This is a genomic window from Ferrovibrio sp., assembly GCF_029255545.1.
In the GTDB taxonomy this organism is placed as follows: Bacteria; Pseudomonadota; Alphaproteobacteria; order Ferrovibrionales; family Ferrovibrionaceae; genus Ferrovibrio.
Genome location: NZ_JANLJJ010000080.1, coordinates 1 through 16090 on the forward strand (window position 1 = coordinate 1; position 16090 = coordinate 16090).

Here is a 16090-nt window from a genome sequence, read left to right on the forward strand (position 1 = left end):
CGGCTGTAGCCGCCGTAAAAGAAGGTCTTGTTGGTCCATTCGTAATCGAAGGCCAGCGTCAGCGCGCGGCGCACGCGCACATCCTGGAATTTTGCCCGGCGGATATTGAACACGAAGCCGCTCAGGCCCGAAGGCCGTTCATGCGGCAGCTCGACCTTTTTCACCAGACCCTGGGCGACGGCGGGGAAGTCGTAGCCGGTGGCCCAGACGCGGGCGATATTCTCGCGCCGGAAATCATACTGCCCGGATTTGAACGCCTCGAGCGTCACGGTGGTGTCGCGGTAGAGGTCGTAGCGGATGCGGTCGAAATTGTAGCGGCCCTTGCTCACCGGCAGGTCCTTGGCCCACCAGTCGTTGCGGCGCTCGTAGACGATATAGCGGTTCGCCTCCAGCGCGGCGATCTTGTATGGCCCCGAGCCGGTCCAGGGCTCCAGCGTGGTCTTGTCGAAGCCGCGTTTTTCCCATTGCGTCTTCTGCACCACCGGCAGTTGCCCCATGATCTGCGGCAGCTCGCGATTTTTCGGGCCGGAGAAATGGAACTTCACCTTTCGGGGCGAGAGAATTTCCGCTTTTTGAACATTGGCGTAATAGAGCTGCAGCTGCGGATCGCCATGTTTCTGGATCTGCTCGAAGCTCCAGGCCACGTCTTCGGCCGTGATGGCCTTGCCATCGGCCCATTTCGCTTCCACGCGCAGATTGAAGGCCACCCAGCTCAGGTCCGCGGGCACCTCGACGCTTTCGGCGATCAGGCCGTATTCGCTGGTGTCGTCATCCATGGTCGAGACCATCAGCGTCTCGTAAACAAAGCCCAGGCCCGGCGCCTCGTCGCCCTTCGGTATGAAGGGGTTCAGGCTGTCGAAGCCGCCTACGGCGTAAAGCTTTACCTCGCCGCCCTTCGGCGCGTTCGGATTGACGTAATCAAGCTGCTTGAAATCCGGCCCGTATTTCGGCGCGCCGATCAGGGACAATGCGTGGCTGGTCTTGCCGGCTGGCGACTGGGCGATAACCGGTGTGCTGATCGAAAACGCAAGAAGGGCGGAGAGCAGCACGGTTCGCATCAGGTCACTCCCAAAATGGATCAGGCTCCGGACAGATAGGCCTGTGCCGCGGCATGCAGGGCCGGATTGGCGGCAGCCAGCACGCGGGCGGGATTGCGGGTATCGAGTGGACGGCCTTCCCAGTCGGTGATCACGCCACCGGCGCCTTCGACCACGGGGATCAGGGCCGCGTAATCATAGGGCTGCACCCGGCTTTCGAGAACCACGTCGACAAAGCCCGAGGCGATCAGGCCATAGACGATGCAGTCGCCGGCCAGCCGGTTGAGCCAGCAGGCCTTGCGCAGGCTTTCGAAGGCCGCGGCTTCAGCCGTATTGAACAGGCCCACCGAGGTGGTGGCCAGGGTGGCCTTGGCCAGGTCGCTGCGGGGGTTCGCACGGGTTGCCATGCCATTGAATATGGTGGCGCGGCCCGACGCGCCAACCCAGCGGTCGCGCATATTCGGCTGGTCGATCACGCCCAGCACCGGCTGGCCCTCGAAAGTCAGCGCGATCAGGGTGCCAAAGATCGGCAGGCCGGTGACAAAGCTCTTGGTGCCGTCGATCGGATCGAGAATCCACTGCCAGGGCGCCTCCGGCCGGGCATGGCCGTATTCCTCGCCATAGATGCCGTGGGCGGGATATTTCGCCTCGATGGCCTGGCGCATGGCGGCCTCGGCCGCGCGGTCGGCGATGGTGACGGGCGAGTCATCGGCCTTGGCCTCGACATCAAGGCGCTGGCGGAAATGCGGCCGGATCGCCGCGCCGGCCAGGTCGGCCAGATGGCCGGCAAAGGCGGTCAGTTCGTCGGCGGAAACAGAAAAGGCCGGGATGTCGCGCATGTCGACGGCTCCCGGCCTTTGGTCTGGAAAACGCGGCTTCAGTTCGGCAGCGGCTTCGGGCTGTCCGACAGGCTGCGCAGATAGGCGATCAGGTCGGCGCGCTCCTTGGCGCTCTTCGAGCCGGCATAGGCCATCTTGGTGCCCGGGGCATAGGCCTTCGGGTTCTTCAGGAAGGCGTAGAGATTGTCATAGGTCCAGGCGCCCTCGGTCTTCTTGATGGCATCGGAATAGGCAAAACCGGCCATGTGGCCTTTCGCGGCATCGACGATGTCATAAAGGTTCGGGCCGACCTTGGCCGCGCCACCCTTGTCCGCGCTGTGGCAGGCGGCGCACTTGCTGAAGGCCTTCTTGCCGGCATCGACGCTGGCGGCGGCGAGCAGGGTGGCAACCGGCGGGTCGGCCTCTTCCTGCTTGGCGGCGGCGCCGGCACCACCCTTCGGGGCTTCCTCGGCCACTTCGATCTTGTAGGCCGGTTCGGCCAGCTTCTTCGGTGAGACCAGGATGTTGCCGAACTGATTCACACCCATGATGATCAGCAGGCAGAACAGCGCGGCGCCGATCATCTTGTTCAGTTCGAAACTATCCATCGTGCGACACTCCTGACATCGACGCTGTGCCGGCGGTTGGGGCGGCGATCAGCGAATCCGGTCTAAAACAGGCCGAAACGGCCCAAAAATCGCCGTGACATTAGCGGCTTCCCCGGTCCGTTCGCAACCCGTATATATCCGGCCGGACAGGGCATCCGCTCGCCCGGGCTGCGGCGGATTGCCGCACCAGGCCTCCATCGCTGACAGGACCGCAAATGACCGCCGACCAGACACTTAGCCGATCGAGCCTGCCCAGCAACCCCATCGTGCTGATCCCCTCGCGGCTGGCCTCGACCCGGCTGCCCGACAAGCCGCTGGCCGATATCCACGGCCAGCCGATGATCGTGCATTGCCTGCGTCGCGCCCATGAAGCCGGTTTCGCCCGGGTGGCGGTGGCCTGCGGCGACGAAGCCATCGCCGGCGCGGTGCGCGCTGCCGGCGGCGAGGCGGTGATGACCGATCCCAACCATCCCTCGGGCTCCGACCGCATCCATGAGGCGCTGATAAAACTCGATCCCGAAGGCCGCCACGATGCGGTGATCAACCTGCAGGGCGATCTGCCCGCCATCGATCCGGCCATTGTGGCCGCTGCGCTGGCGCCGCTGGCCGATCCGCGCATCGACATCGCCACGCTGGCGACGCCCATTATCGACAAACACGAGATCGACGATCCTAACGTGGTGAAGGCGGTGCTCAGCCTGCGGCCGGGCGAGAGCATCGGCCCGGCGCTGTATTTCAGCCGCCGGCCGGTGCCGGGCGGCGAAGGGCCGCTGTGGCATCACATCGGCATCTACGCCTATCGTCGCGCCGCGCTGCAGCGGTTCGTCGCGCTGCCGCCATCGCCGCTGGAACAGCGCGAAAAGCTGGAGCAGCTGCGTGCGCTGGAGAACGGCATGCGCATCGCGGCTGCTGTCGTTGACACCCTGCCGCTCGGCGTCGATACTCCGGCCGACCTTGAGCGCATCCGCCAGGTGATGGCCGCGCAACGATAATTCCCGCCCCGCTGAAGAGAGTTTCATGCCCGCCCAGATCGCCACTGCCGCCACCGATCCTGCGCGCATCGTCGCCTTCCAGGGCGCGCCAGGCGCTTACTCGCATCTGGCCTGCCGCGAGGCCCTGCCCGATATGGTGCCGCTGCCCTGCGCCACCTTCGAGGATGCCTTTGCCGCCGTGCGCGAAGGTCGCGCCGCCTGCGGCCTGATCCCGATCGAGAATTCCACCGCCGGCCGCGTCGCCGACATCCATCAGCTTTTGCCTGAGGGCGGCCTCTACATCACCGCCGAACATTTCCTGCGCGTGCGGCACCAGTTGCTGGCGCCGAAATCGGCTAGCCTGAAGAGCGTCAAGCGCGTCTACAGCCATGTGCAGGCGCTGTCGCAATGCCGGCGCGTGATCAAGGATCTGGGCATCGAGCCGATCGTCTCCACCGATACCGCCGGTTCGGCCAAGGATGTGGCCGAGCGCAACAACCCGGAAGAGGCGGCCATTGCGTCCTCCATCGCCGGCGAACTTTATGGCCTGCAGGTGCTGCGCGCCGATATCGAGGACAACCACACCAACACCACGCGCTTCATCAAGCTGGAGCGCCAGCGCCGCGATCCCGATCCGAAGCTGGGCAACAGCCTGACCGCGATCATGTTCCGCGTGCGCAGCGTGCCGGCCGCGCTGTACAAGGCGCTGGGTGGCTTCGCCACCAACGGCGTCAACGTGGTGAAGCTGGAAAGCTATCTCTCGGATGGTTTCCAGGTGGCGGAATTCTACGCCGAGATCGAAGGCCATCCGGCCCAGCGCAACGTCGATCTCGCCCTGCAGGAACTGGAATATTTCAGCCGCTCGCTGAAGGTGATCGGCGTCTTCACGGCGCATCCTTTCCGCTCGGCGAGCTGAACGGCCGGCGCGCCAATCGACTGCACAAACATTCCAGACCGCGATCGCGGGTCTTGCTAGCGTGGCGGCCATGACCGCCGGGCATGCTTTGGCCTTTTTCGTCTTTTCCCTGGTTGCTGCGATCACGCCGGGGCCAAGCAACGTGCTGCTTGCTGCTGTCGGGGCTCAGGGCGGCCTGCGACGGGGCTTGGCCTGCCTGTTTGGCGTGTCAGCCGGCATGGGATCGATGATGTTCCTCGCCGCTGCGGGGCTGGGCAGCATCCTGCTGACGCAACCGCAGCTCCTGTTCGCCGGGCGGATTTGCGGGTCGGCCTTTCTGCTCTGGCTGGCCTGGAGAATCGCAACGGCCGCGCCGGCCGATGAGAAGGCTGCCAAAGCTTCGCCGCCGCGGCCGGTCGGGTTTCTGGGTGCCGCGGCGCTGCAATGGGTGAACCCGAAAGCCTGGCTCGTCAGCACCAGCGCGGTGGCCACCTATCTGCCCGCCGGCGAAAACACGCTCTTGCAATCCGTGGGCTTCGCTTCGGTTTTTGTGCTGGCCGCCCTGCCAAGCGGACTGGTTTGGCTGCTGTTGGGCAGCGCGACCCAGCACCTGTTGCATAATCGACGCCGACAGCGCGTCTTCGGTATCCTGATGGGTCTCGCGCTGGCGGGTTCGGTGGCGATGATCCTGCGTTAGCGGCGAGGACTCCGCGCGACCCGGGTTTCTGCTGTGAGCGGAACGGGTTTGGCATCATCCGTCTTCTGGCTTTAACTTTGGTTTTCTGCGCGCTTCGCGGCATAATGGCGGGATGAAGCGCGTCACCCGTCGAGAAGCGATCCAGGGCGCGGCGACCATGGCGGCCCTGCCGCTGCTGGGGATGCCGTCGCAGTCGCCTGCGCAATCCGCTGCCCTTCCTGCCGAAGTCGATGTCGCCGTTGTTGGCGCCGGCCTTGCTGGCCTTGCCGCCGCGCGCCTGCTGCAGGAGCGTGGCCGCAGCGTGGCGGTGGTCGAAGCGCGAAACCGCGTCGGCGGCCGCGCCTACACCGATACGGCACGACTGGGCCAGCCGGTCGATCTTGGTGCCGCCTTCCTGAAATCGGCCGATGTCAACCCGCTGGCCGGTGAGATGCGGCGCCGCGAAGTGGCGCTGCAATCCGATGACGGCGATTACTGGCTATTCGACCGGGATCGCGACGGCCGGCTACGCGATGCCGCTACCGAGGATTATGACCTGCTCGGCCTGCTGTATGACCGCATCGACGATGCGTTGCTCGATGCCAAGACCCTGCGTGCCGATGTGACGCTGGCGAGCCGGACGAAATTGGATGTCAACGGCGCCGCGCGCTGGGCCGATCTGGCCCGTGCCATGGCCGGCCCGCTGCATATCGGCATCGACTATCCGCAGGTTTCGGCGCTGGATGCGCCGCGCCTGTCGGGCACGGGCAACGATGCCTGGCTGCCCGGCGGTTTTGGGGCCTGGGTGACTGATTATGCTGCCGGCCTGCCGGTCTGGCTCGGCAAGCCGGTCGTGCGTATCGATTGGGCCAATAACGGCGTCACGCTCGCTACTGCCGAAGGCCAGGTGCGCGCCGAGGCCTGTATCGTCACCGTGCCGCTCGGCGTGCTGGCGGCGCAGGACGGCATCCTGTTCCAGCCCGCTCTGCCGGCGGCACAGCGCGAGGCATTGAGCCGCATGAGCATGGGGCTGATCAACCGCATTGCGTTGCTCTATGAACCGGGCAGTTTCAATGCGCCGGCCAATACCCAGGTGCTGGCGAATGGCGGCGGCAGCCGGACATTCAGTTTCCGCCTGAATGTCCATAATACGCCGCTTGTGGTCGCCACCGTTGGCGGTGAGCAGGCCCGGGCGCTGGAAACCCAGGGCGAGGCGGCGATGGTGGCTGCTGCTCGCGCCCAGTTGAAACTGATCTTCGGCGAGGCGGTCGACGGCCGTTTTCTGCGCGGCGTTGCCTCGTCCTGGGGGCAGGATCCATTCAGCCGTGGCGCGGTGGCCGCCGCCCGGCCCGGTTTCGCCGTTGCCCGCCGCAATGCCGGCCGGCCGCTCACCTCGGCCGCCGGGCGCAGCCGGGTCCTGTTTGCCGGCGAAGCCTTTGCCTCGGCCGACTGGGCCGGCTTCGCCACCGGGGCCTGGCTGTCCGGCCGCCTGGCCGCCACCGAGGCGCTGCGGGTGCTGGGCTGAAGACGCGAATCAGGCTTGACGGCATCGCCGCCGCGCCGTATCACGCTGGACCATTCGTGGTGATTTGAGCCGACCGGCTTGCGGACCACGTAAAACAAACCGCTAAAAGGTCGGGCGGTTTTATCCCAAAACCCCGGGCCTGCGGCGCCGGGGTTTTTTGTTTTTTGGCCCCGGTTTCGTTGATATCGGACCAGAGGACGACACGCGATGAGCGACAGCAAGCAGACTTCCCGCACCTGGCGGCCGGCCACCCAGCTGGTGCGCGGCGGCACCATGCGCAGCGGATTTGGCGAAACCTCGGAAGCGATCTTCATGACTTCCGGCTTCTGCTACGACAGCGCCGAGGCCGCCGAAGCCCGCTTCAAAAACGAGCAACCCGGCTTCGTCTACAGCCGTTTTGGCAATCCCACCGTCGAGATGTTCGAACGGCGCATGGCTCTGCTGGAAGGAGCCGAGGCCGCGCGCGCCACCGCCAGCGGCATGGCCGCGGTAAACGCGGCGCTGATGTGCCAGCTCAAGGCTGGTGATGAGGTGGTGTCTGCTCGCGCGGTGTTCGGCTCCTGCCGTTACATCGTCGAGGAATTGCTGCCGCGTTTCGGCATCAGGACGCATCTGATCGACGGTACCGATCTGTTGGCCTGGGAGCAGGCGATCAATCCGCGCACCCGCGCCGTTTTCCTGGAAACGCCGTCCAATCCCACACTGGAAGTGATCGACCTGCCGGCGGTGGCGACGCTGGCACACAAGGTTGGCGCCCGCGTGGTGGTCGACAACGTCTTCGCTACCCCGATGCTGCAAAAGCCGCTGCAGCTTGGCGCCGATATCGTGGTCTATTCCGCCACCAAGCATATCGACGGCCAGGGGCGCTGCCTGGGCGGCGTGGTGCTGGGATCGCAGGATTTTGTCACCAACGAGCTGACCCCCTATCTGCGCCATACCGGGCCGGCGCTGAGCCCGTTCAATGCCTGGGTCATGCTGAAAGGGCTGGAAACCCTCGAATTGCGGGTGTCCCGCCAGGTGGAAAACGCCGCCCGGTTGGCCGATGCCCTGGCTGGCCATCCCGGTCTGGCTGCCCCCACCAGTGTTCCGGCCCTGCTGTATCCCGGCCGTGCCGACCACCCCCAGCACGCCCTGGCCATGCGCCAGATGAGCGCCGGCGGAAATATGCTGGCCCTGCGGCCCAAGGGTGGCAAGGCGGGAGCATTCCGCATGCTGAATGCCCTGAAATTGTTGGATATCTCCAATAATCTTGGCGATTCAAAAAGCCTGATCACTCATCCAGCCACCACCACACACCAGAGGTTGAGCCCGGAGGAGCGCGCCCGGCTCGGGATCGGCGAGGACCTGCTGCGCCTGTCGGTGGGCCTGGAGGACTGGCAGGATCTGCTTGAAGATATGCAGCAGGCCCTTGAAAAAGCGGCCTGATCTGTTGCCGATCTGCCACAGCCGGCTATTATCGCAGCAGATTCCTGACCATGGGTTATGCGAATCCCCAGGAGTCTTGTTATAGTCGACGTGGGGTTGAGACGTACGGGGACCGCGCTGCGGCCTCCATCCAAAATTTAAGGAGATTCTGATGAAGATTCGTGTCGCTCTGCTGGCGGGTGCCGCTCTGGCGGCTCTGGCGTCGGCTCCGGCATCCGCGCAGGAGAACTGGTATCTCGGTCTTTCCGCGGGCCCGAATTGGCTGACCGAAAGCTCGGTTTCCGGCGGCGGCACGTCCAACGACGTCGACTTCGACCTCGGCTATGGCGTGCTCGGCAAGGCCGGCTTCAGCTTCATGAACAATTTCCGTCCCGAGCTCGAAGTTGGCTACCGCAGCAATGACGTCGACAGCACCAATGCCACGGGCGTCACCGCCAGCGGCGATGTGAATGCCTGGACGCTGTTCGCCAACATCTATTACGATTTCATGCCGAAGGAGAAGTTCAATCCCTTCATCGGTGTCGGCCTCGGCGGCGCCCGCGTCAGCGTTGATGATGCCCGCGTCAATGCCACCCGCGTGATCGACGACAGCGATACGGTGTTTGCCTACCAGGGCATCGTCGGTGCCTCCTACGCGCTGACCGAGAACTGGCTGCTGAGCGCTGATTACCGCTACACCGCCAGCTTTGGCGATCTTGGCCTGAAGACCACCACCGGCACCTCGGTCGATGCTGACTGGGCCAACCATGCCGTCATGCTGGGCATCACCTACCGTTTCGGCGCTCCGGCCCCGAAGCCGCAGCCGGTTGTTGCGGCCCCGCCGCCTCCGCCGCCGGCTCCGGCTCCTGCCGCCGCGCCGGCTCCGGCGCCGCGTCTGCCGGAGACCTACATCGTGTTCTTCGCGTTCGACAAGTCGGACCTCAGCCCGGTGGCGACCCAGGTGCTTGACCGCGCCATCGCCGATTACCGCGCCACCGGCATGACCAACGTGCGGATTGAAGGCAACGCCGACCGTTCGGGCAGCGATGCCTATAACCAGCGGCTGTCGCAGCGCCGCGCCGATGCCGTGGCGAATTATCTCCGCCAGAAGGGCATCGCGCAGGGCTCGATCCAGACGGTGGCTAACGGCGAGAACAAGCCGCGCGTGCCGACCGCCGATGGCGTCCGCAACGACGAGAACCGCAACGCGCAGATTTTCCTGCGCAAGTAATCCCAGCGGGTACAACCTTTGCGGCACGGCCGCCCCTCATCGGGGCGGCCGTTGCTGTTTCAGGCTCTGGCGGAATCACCGGTTTCCCGGGCCGCCTGCAGGGCTTGGCTGGACATTCCGGCTATCGCTCCTAATATTTTGAGGGCGGCTATCCGGCTTGTTGCCGCCGGTTTGGCCGGGAGCAGGACCATGTATCACAAGACCACGCAGAATATTTCGGTCACGGTGCAGCCGATCTATCTCGACGAACAATCTTCGCCGGAAGAGAGTTATTTCGTCTGGGCCTATAACGTGAAGATCGAAAACAGCGGTCGCGATACCGTGCAGCTGCGCAGCCGTTATTGGAAAATCACCGATGCGCGCGGCCGGGTGCAGGAGGTGCGCGGCCCCGGCGTGGTTGGCGAACAGCCGGTGCTCGGGCCGGGTGACAGTTTCGAATATACCAGTGGCACGCCGCTGCCGACGCCGTCCGGTTTCATGGTCGGCGCCTACCAGATGGTCAACGAGGCCGGGGAGCAGTTCGATGTTGCGATTCCGGCTTTTTCGCTCGACAGCCCGCATGAGGCGCGGCGGGTAAACTAAAGGTAACGCAATCGGGATTGGTCCGGTTCGGCATGGCCTGCGTACAATATGTAAAAATCGGAGAAACAGGAGTATCGCCGTGAGCAGTGTGGCCAAAACCGGAAGCCTGCCGTCCTTCGTCAAGGCGAATGACGAGATCAAGACCCAGCGCCCCAGCCGCGAAGAGGCGGAAGCCGCGGTGCGTACGCTGATCCGCTGGGCCGGCGACGATCCAGATCGCGAGGGCCTGGTCGGCACGCCGGATCGCGTGGTGCGCTCCTACGAGGAGTTCTTCGCCGGCTACGACGAGGATCCGGTGGCGATGCTTGAGCGCACCTTCGAGGAAACCGACGGCTATGATGAGATGGTCGTGCTGCGCGACATCCGGCTGGAAAGCCATTGCGAGCATCATATGGTGCCGATCATCGGCAAGGCCCATGTCGCCTATCTGCCCGGCAAACGCGTGGTCGGCATCTCAAAGCTGGCCCGCGTGATCGAGGTCTATGCCAAGCGCCTGCAGATCCAGGAAAAGCTCACCGCCCAGGTCGCCAACACGCTGCAGACCGTGCTGCAGCCGCGCGGCGTGGCCGTGGTGATCGAGGCGGCGCACCAATGCATGACCACCCGCGGCATCCGCAAGCCGGGCGTCACCATGGTCACCAGCCGCATGCTGGGCGCCTTCCGCGACGACCCGCGCACCCGGGCCGAATTTCTCGCCATGATCGGCGGCACCGGCCAGCGCCGCAGCGGCGGCGACGATTGACCGCGCCGTCATCCAGCCGTAAACCGGCTGGATGACGGATATTCAGACCAAAGCCCCCAAGCCAAAAATTCCCAGTCAGGCTGCCCTCGACTGGATCGAACGCCTGATTGGGTTCGATACCACCAGCCGGCTGTCCAACCTCGCCCTGATCGACGAGATCGCCGCCTGGCTGGCGCAGCATGGCGTGGCCTCGGAAAAGATATTTGACGCCACCGGCAGGAAGGCCAACCTCTATGCCACCATCGGCCCGCGCGATGTCGGCGGCATCGTGCTGTCGGGGCATACCGATGTGGTGCCGGTCGATGGTCAGCCCTGGACCAGCGATCCGTTCAAGGTCGTGCAGCGCGACGGCCGCCTCTATGGCCGCGGCACGTCTGACATGAAAACCTTCATCGCGCTCTGCCTGGCGCTGCTGCCCGAAATGCTCAAGCAGCCGCTCAGCGTGCCGCTGCATTTCGCCTTCTCCTATGATGAGGAAGTCGGCTGCCTTGGCGTGCATGGCATCATCGATTTCGTCAGGCAGGGCGGCCCGGCGCCGCGGCTGGCCATCATCGGCGAGCCAACCGAGATGCAGGTGGTGAATGCGCATAAGAGCGTCTGCGCCTGCAATACCACCGTGCATGGTTTCGAGGCGCATTCCTCGGCGACCCATCAGGGCGTCAACGCCATCCAGGTGGCCGGAGAGCTGATCGCCGAGATGAACCGTATCCAGCGCGAATACCAGAAACCCGAGCATTGCGATCCACGCTTCGAACCGCCCTATACCACCATCACCGTGGGCGAGATCCATGGCGGCACGGCACGCAACATCCTGGCCCGCGAATGCAAACTGGTCTGGGATGTGCGCGCGGTGAAGCCCGATCACGACCTGGCGATCCTCGACGCGATGAAGCGCTATGCCGCCGAACAGCTCGAGCCGGCGATGAAGCGCATCCATGCCCAGGCCGGGATCGAGACTCAACTCGTTGCCCATGTGCCGCCCTTCCTGCCCATGGGCGCCAATCCGGCCGAGACTCTGGCGCTGAAACTGGCGGGACAGAACCAGACCCATGCGGTGTCCTACGGCACCGAGGCTGGCATCTTCCATGTCGGCGGCATTCCCGCCGTGGTCTGCGGCCCGGGCAATATCCGCGAGGCGCACAAGCCGGATGAATATATCGAACTCAGCCAGGTGGCCGAGGGCGAGGCCTTCCTGCGCCGGCTGATTGCCTTCTGCCGCGATGGTGGCAGCCGCTCATTCCTCGATCAGGCGGCGTAAGCACTGGCGATAGCGCGCGGCGAATTCGCCGGCGCGAATATGGCGACCCTGTTCGACCACGCGCTGGCCGCCAACCCAGACCTCGCGCAGCATCGCCCGGCGCTGGCCCGCAAAGATCCAGCTGTCCAGCACGGCATCGCCGTTGCGCGCCGCCAGCGTCGGCGCTTCGGCATCCAGCAGCAGGAAATCGGCGCGCCGTCCCACGGCAATCGCACCCATTGGCTGGCCCACCGCCTGCGCGCCGCCGGCCGCACAGGCATCGAACAGCCGCCGTCCGGTCGAACGTTCCGGCCCGCTGGCCAGCAGGTTGCGGCTGCGCCTGATCAGGCGCTGGCCATATTCCAGCAGGCGCAGGTCTTCCGCCGCATCCACGCTGATATGGCTGTCCGATCCGATCCCGATCCGGCCGCCGGCGGCCATGTAGTCCACGGCGGGAAACAGGCCGTCGCCCAGATTGGCCTCGGTGGTAGGGCACAGGCCAGCTACCGCGCCGCTTTGCGCCAGACGCAGGGTTTCGCCGGGCGTGAGATGCGTGGCATGCACCAGGCACCAGCGTTCATTCACCATGCCTTGGTCCAGCAGCCAGTCCACTGGCCGCCGGCCGCTCCAGGCCAGGCTTTCGTCCACCTCGGCGATCTGCTCGGCGATATGGATATGCACCGGCGCCGCGGCATCGATGTCGTCCAGCGCCGCGAGGGCGGCGCGCAGCATCTCGGGGGAAACCGCGCGCAGCGAATGCGGCGCAATGCCCAGCCGCCGGTCGCTACGGTTGCGCAAAGCGGGCTCCAGTTTCTGCAGCAGCCGGGCATAGGCATCGCTGTCATGCAGGAAGCGGCGCTGGCGCGTCTGCGGCTCGCGGTTGCCGAAACCGCCATGGCGATACAGCACCGGCAGGTGTGTCAGGCCGATGCCGCTGGCCTCGGCGGCGGCCAGGACACGCCAGCTCAGTTCGGCCGGATCGTCATACGGCGTGCCATCGGCCTGGTGATGCACGTAATGGAATTCGGCCACGGCGGTGAAACCGGCTTCCAGCATCTCGGCATAAAGCTGGCTGGCGATGGCCTCGATATCGGCCGGCGTCAACTTCGCGGCAAAGCGATACATCGTCTCGCGCCAGGTCCAGAAACTGTCGGCTGCCGGTCCGCTGCGCTCGGCCAGCCCGGCCATGGCGCGCTGGAAGGCATGGCTGTGCAGGTTGGCCAGGCCAGGCAGGACGGGGCCGTTCAGCAAGGTGGCATCCACGACGCTCTGCGCCGGCGTCACGGATACGATCAGGCCGGCGGCATCCACCGCGACCAGCACATCGTCGTGCCAGCCATCCGGCAGCAGGGCGTGGCGCAACAGGAAGCGGCGCATGACGGGGTCTCCCAACTTGTATATATAAGTTGGCAGAATTGGATGCGGGACGAAAGACGCAGATGACCGGCAGTTGGGACAGTGTCTGGCGGCAGGCCGATATCGCCACCATGGCGGCAACCGGTGAAGATGGCTTTGGCGCGATCCACAACGGCGCCATCGCCATCAAAAACGGCCGCATCGCTTGGATCGGCCCGGCGGCCGAGCTGCCGAAAGACGGCATTGGGCCGCACACCGCCATGCACGATCTGAATGGGGGCTGGATCACGCCTGGCCTGATCGATTGCCACACCCATCTGGTCTATGGCGGCAATCGCGCCCATGAATTCGAGCTGCGCCTGAATGGCGCCAGCTATGAGGAGATTGCCAGGGCGGGTGGCGGAATCCGCTCCACCGTCACCGCCACCCGCGCCGCGAGCGAGGATGAGCTGATCCGCCAGGGCGAAAAACGGCTACGCGCCCTGTTGGCCGAAGGTGTCACGACCATCGAGATCAAGTCGGGCTATGGCCTCGATCTGGACAACGAGCTGAAATGCCTGCGCGTGGCGCGCCGGCTGGGCGAGCAACACCCCGTTCGCGTGCGGACCACATTACTGGCGGCGCATGCGCTGCCGCCGGAATATGCCGCCGATGCCGATGGCTATATCGACCTGGTTTGCGACCGCATCATTCCAGCCGCCGCGCAAGCCGGGCTGGCCGATGCTGTGGATGCCTTCTGCGAGGGCATTGGCTTCACGCCTGAACAGACGCGGCGCGTGTTCGAGGCGGCACGCAGGCATAACCTGCCGGTCAAGCTGCATGCCGAGCAGCTCAGCAATCTGGGCGGCGCGGCGCTCGCCGCCGCGTTTGGCGCGCTGTCGGCCGACCATCTGGAATATCTCGACGAGGCCGGCGTGCAGGCCATGGCAAAGGCCGGCACCGTGGCGGTTCTGCTGCCCGGCGCTTTCTATATGCTGCGCGAGACCCAACTGCCACCGATCGATCTGCTGCGCCGCCATGGCGTGGCGATGGCGGTCTCGACCGACTGCAATCCCGGGACCTCGCCGGTGACGTCTTTGCTGCTGATGCTCAGCATGGCCTGCACCCTGTTCCGCCTGACTCCGGCCGAGGCGCTGGCCGGCATGACCCGGCAGGCGGCCAGGGCCCTTGGGCTGCAGGGTGAAGCCGGCACGCTGGAAGTCGGGAAAACCGCCGATTTCGTGGTCTGGGATATCGACCGACCGGCGGCCCTGGCCTATCAGGTCGGCTTAAACCCCATGCGCCAGGTGGTGTTTGCCGGCCGGCCCCTGCCGCGTTGATCCTGGCCGCGTTAACCACAGGCTGTGATTGCGCCGGCGGGTTTTCGCGCTGTATCCTGCATATACGCAGATGCTCGAGTCGCGCCCCGCGCGACACAGAATCCGGGTGAAGCATGAGCGACTGGCTGTATGTGATGGGCGGCGCCATTGTCCTGCTGTGGCTGGGCGCATGGCTGCTGTTGCATCTCGGCAATTTCGAGCAGCGTATCAGCCAGATGCGGATCATGCTGGAAACCCGCATGGGCGGCATTGAGAAGCAGTTCGCGGCCTATAACAAATTCTTCGCCGAGAACGAGCGCGCCGCCCAGCTCACCTATGGCGAACTCACCGATATCAAGAACGAGCTCGCCGAGCTGAAGCAGCAGCTGGATGAGACCAAGCGCGCCATCAACGTGCTGGAAGTCGCGGTCAACGACCTCAAGCTGCGCACCAACCCGCGCAACCTGCGCATCGTCTGAAATCGCTCTAGAGATCGGGCCAGAGTTGCCGCAGATCGGCGGCGATCTCGGCCACCATCGCGTCCAGCAGCTTTTCGCCTTTCTCCGCCGTTGCCGCCGTGGCATTGCCGGTCGCGCCGCTGCGGTTAAGGCTGCCGCCGGGCCGCTCCTCGGGCGTCAGCCGGATCGGCTGCCGCAGATGCAACAGCGAAGGTCCGGCATCGTCCTCTAGCGCGGTTTCGGCTAGGCGGTCGAGGCGTACCAAAGCCGGCGCGATGGCCAGCATCAGCGAAGTTTCGCGTTCGTCGGCATGCCCGCCGTCTGGATCGGCCCACAGGCCATCGCAGGCGCGGCCCAGCCGGGGCAGGTCGGCGGTGACGACGCGGATGCCGTGCCGGTACAGGATGGTCTGCGCCGCCAGCCGCAATGACGGTTCGGTCGAGATGCCATTGTTGAGCAGCATGATGCGCTCGGCGCCATGGCGCAGGAACCCTTCGATCAGCTCGGTCACCAGCGCCTGAAAGGTCGCGGCCTCGATATGCTGGCTGCCCGGGTAATCGATGAAGGCCGGATAGAAACCGTGGCCGATCACGGGCGCTGCCAGCAGAGGCAGTTCGCCGAGCAGGCGTTCGGTCACGGCTTCGACCACCAGTCGGTCGGTGCCGAGCGGCAGATGCGGGCCATGGGCCTTGGCGGCGGCGCCGATCGGCAGCAGCACTGGCAGGCCGTCGCCGATCAGATCGGCGGCTTCGATCCAGGTCAGATCGGCAAGGCGGGAACCGGTGCGGCGGGCAGGGGTCACGGTCAGGTCATCACGATTTTGTGTCAGATGTAACGCATCCGCGTGGCCGAGCGAAGACGGAAATACAGCCTAGCAGCTTGTCCAATCCCTTGGCAGATGCTTGCGCTGGATCTTAACCAGACAGGGAGTATCGTTCATGAACCGTACCACCACTCTGGCGGTTGCCGCCGCCGCCGCCGCGTTCTTCTCGGCCGGTACCATCGCCCTGGTTGCGGCTCCGGCCGAAGCCGCCGTGAAATGCATCGGTGCCAATGCCTGCAAGGGCCAGAGCGCCTGCAAGACCGCCAGCAGCTCCTGCAAGGGCCTCAATGCCTGCAAGGGCCAGGGCTTCAGCGAAGTCAAGGATGCCGCAGCCTGCCAGGCCGCGGGCGGCAAGGTCGGCTGATCCGTCTGCCGGAACCTTCAGGGCCGGTTTCGCCATGTCATGGCGGCCGGCCCGCTTCCGGCTTA

General features: G+C 65.3%; 17 protein-coding genes and 1 riboswitch. Of the genes, 12 read left to right on the forward strand and 5 right to left on the reverse strand.

What is annotated here, in order from left to right:
* The 3 genes from Q1J79_RS15775 to Q1J79_RS15785 all read right to left on the reverse strand — a co-directional run.
* Positions 1–1058: extracellular solute-binding protein (locus Q1J79_RS15775; RefSeq protein ID WP_300302242.1), on the reverse strand; the 1058-nt coding region annotated here is incomplete at its 3' end.
* Positions 1059–1078: 20 nt separating this feature from the next.
* On the reverse strand, positions 1079–1876 hold the full coding sequence (gene hisN / locus Q1J79_RS15780) for a histidinol-phosphatase (protein ID WP_300302244.1): 798 nt from the start codon (positions 1874–1876) through the stop codon (positions 1079–1081).
* A 38-nt stretch (positions 1877–1914) separates the two neighbouring features.
* Positions 1915–2463: a cytochrome c family protein gene (locus Q1J79_RS15785; RefSeq protein ID WP_300302246.1), complete on the reverse strand. Its 549-nt coding sequence runs from the start codon at positions 2461–2463 to the stop codon at positions 1915–1917.
* A gap of 215 nt (positions 2464–2678) precedes the next feature.
* On the opposite strand from Q1J79_RS15785, the gene Q1J79_RS15790 reads away from it, so the two are divergent.
* From Q1J79_RS15790 to argE, 9 genes are all read left to right on the forward strand, one after another.
* Complete coding sequence (locus Q1J79_RS15790) at positions 2679–3455, forward strand: 3-deoxy-manno-octulosonate cytidylyltransferase (RefSeq protein ID WP_300302249.1); 777 nt, start codon at positions 2679–2681, stop codon at positions 3453–3455.
* A gap of 25 nt (positions 3456–3480) precedes the next feature.
* Entirely contained in the window at positions 3481–4350 is an 870-nt protein-coding gene (locus tag Q1J79_RS15795) for a prephenate dehydratase (RefSeq protein ID WP_300302251.1), read from the forward strand.
* Positions 4351–4420: 70 nt separating this feature from the next.
* Positions 4421–5026 (forward strand): LysE family translocator, encoded by a 606-nt coding sequence (locus tag Q1J79_RS15800; protein WP_300302253.1) that lies wholly within the window; start codon positions 4421–4423, stop codon positions 5024–5026.
* A 112-nt stretch (positions 5027–5138) separates the two neighbouring features.
* Positions 5139–6530: an FAD-dependent oxidoreductase gene (locus Q1J79_RS15805; protein WP_300302255.1), complete on the forward strand. Its 1392-nt coding sequence runs from the start codon at positions 5139–5141 to the stop codon at positions 6528–6530.
* A gap of 46 nt (positions 6531–6576) precedes the next feature.
* Positions 6577–6656, forward strand: a riboswitch (SAM riboswitch).
* Positions 6657–6737: 81 nt separating this feature from the next.
* Positions 6738–7955 (forward strand): O-succinylhomoserine sulfhydrylase, encoded by a 1218-nt coding sequence (metZ, locus tag Q1J79_RS15810; RefSeq protein WP_300302258.1) that lies wholly within the window; start codon positions 6738–6740, stop codon positions 7953–7955.
* A 151-nt stretch (positions 7956–8106) separates the two neighbouring features.
* Positions 8107–9165, forward strand: coding sequence for an outer membrane beta-barrel protein (locus tag Q1J79_RS15815; protein ID WP_300302260.1), 1059 nt, complete (start codon positions 8107–8109; stop codon positions 9163–9165).
* 189 nt (positions 9166–9354) lie between these two features.
* Positions 9355–9747 carry a Co2+/Mg2+ efflux protein ApaG gene (gene apaG / locus Q1J79_RS15820; protein WP_300302262.1) on the forward strand — a complete coding sequence of 131 codons (393 nt, stop codon included), beginning with the start codon at positions 9355–9357 and terminating at the stop codon, positions 9745–9747.
* 88 nt (positions 9748–9835) lie between these two features.
* Complete coding sequence (gene folE, locus Q1J79_RS15825) at positions 9836–10489, forward strand: GTP cyclohydrolase I FolE (RefSeq protein WP_300302299.1); 654 nt, start codon at positions 9836–9838, stop codon at positions 10487–10489.
* A gap of 31 nt (positions 10490–10520) precedes the next feature.
* On the forward strand, positions 10521–11747 hold the full coding sequence (gene argE / locus Q1J79_RS15830) for an acetylornithine deacetylase (RefSeq protein WP_300302264.1): 1227 nt from the start codon (positions 10521–10523) through the stop codon (positions 11745–11747).
* Here argE and Q1J79_RS15835 read toward each other — a convergent pair.
* The gene (locus Q1J79_RS15835) at positions 11724–13103 is read right to left on the reverse strand and encodes a formimidoylglutamate deiminase (RefSeq protein ID WP_300302266.1); all 1380 of its coding nucleotides are present in this window, start codon (positions 13101–13103) and stop codon (positions 11724–11726) included. The two genes, argE and Q1J79_RS15835, sit on opposite strands and share 24 nt — an antisense overlap.
* A gap of 62 nt (positions 13104–13165) precedes the next feature.
* Between Q1J79_RS15835 and hutI the strand changes: the two genes are divergently transcribed.
* Complete coding sequence (gene hutI, locus Q1J79_RS15840; RefSeq protein WP_300302268.1) at positions 13166–14401, forward strand: imidazolonepropionase; 1236 nt, start codon at positions 13166–13168, stop codon at positions 14399–14401.
* Between the two features lie 113 nt (positions 14402–14514).
* On the forward strand, positions 14515–14859 hold the full coding sequence (locus Q1J79_RS15845) for a hypothetical protein (protein WP_300302270.1): 345 nt from the start codon (positions 14515–14517) through the stop codon (positions 14857–14859).
* A 7-nt stretch (positions 14860–14866) separates the two neighbouring features.
* Here the strand turns inward: Q1J79_RS15845 and Q1J79_RS15850 are convergent, their stop codons facing one another.
* A complete protein-coding gene (locus tag Q1J79_RS15850; protein ID WP_300302273.1) occupies positions 14867–15640 on the reverse strand; it encodes a creatininase family protein in 774 nt (257 codons plus the stop codon).
* A 136-nt stretch (positions 15641–15776) separates the two neighbouring features.
* On the opposite strand from Q1J79_RS15850, the gene Q1J79_RS15855 reads away from it, so the two are divergent.
* Complete coding sequence (locus Q1J79_RS15855) at positions 15777–16025, forward strand: hypothetical protein (protein ID WP_300302275.1); 249 nt, start codon at positions 15777–15779, stop codon at positions 16023–16025.
* The last annotated feature ends 65 nt before the right edge of the window (positions 16026–16090 follow it).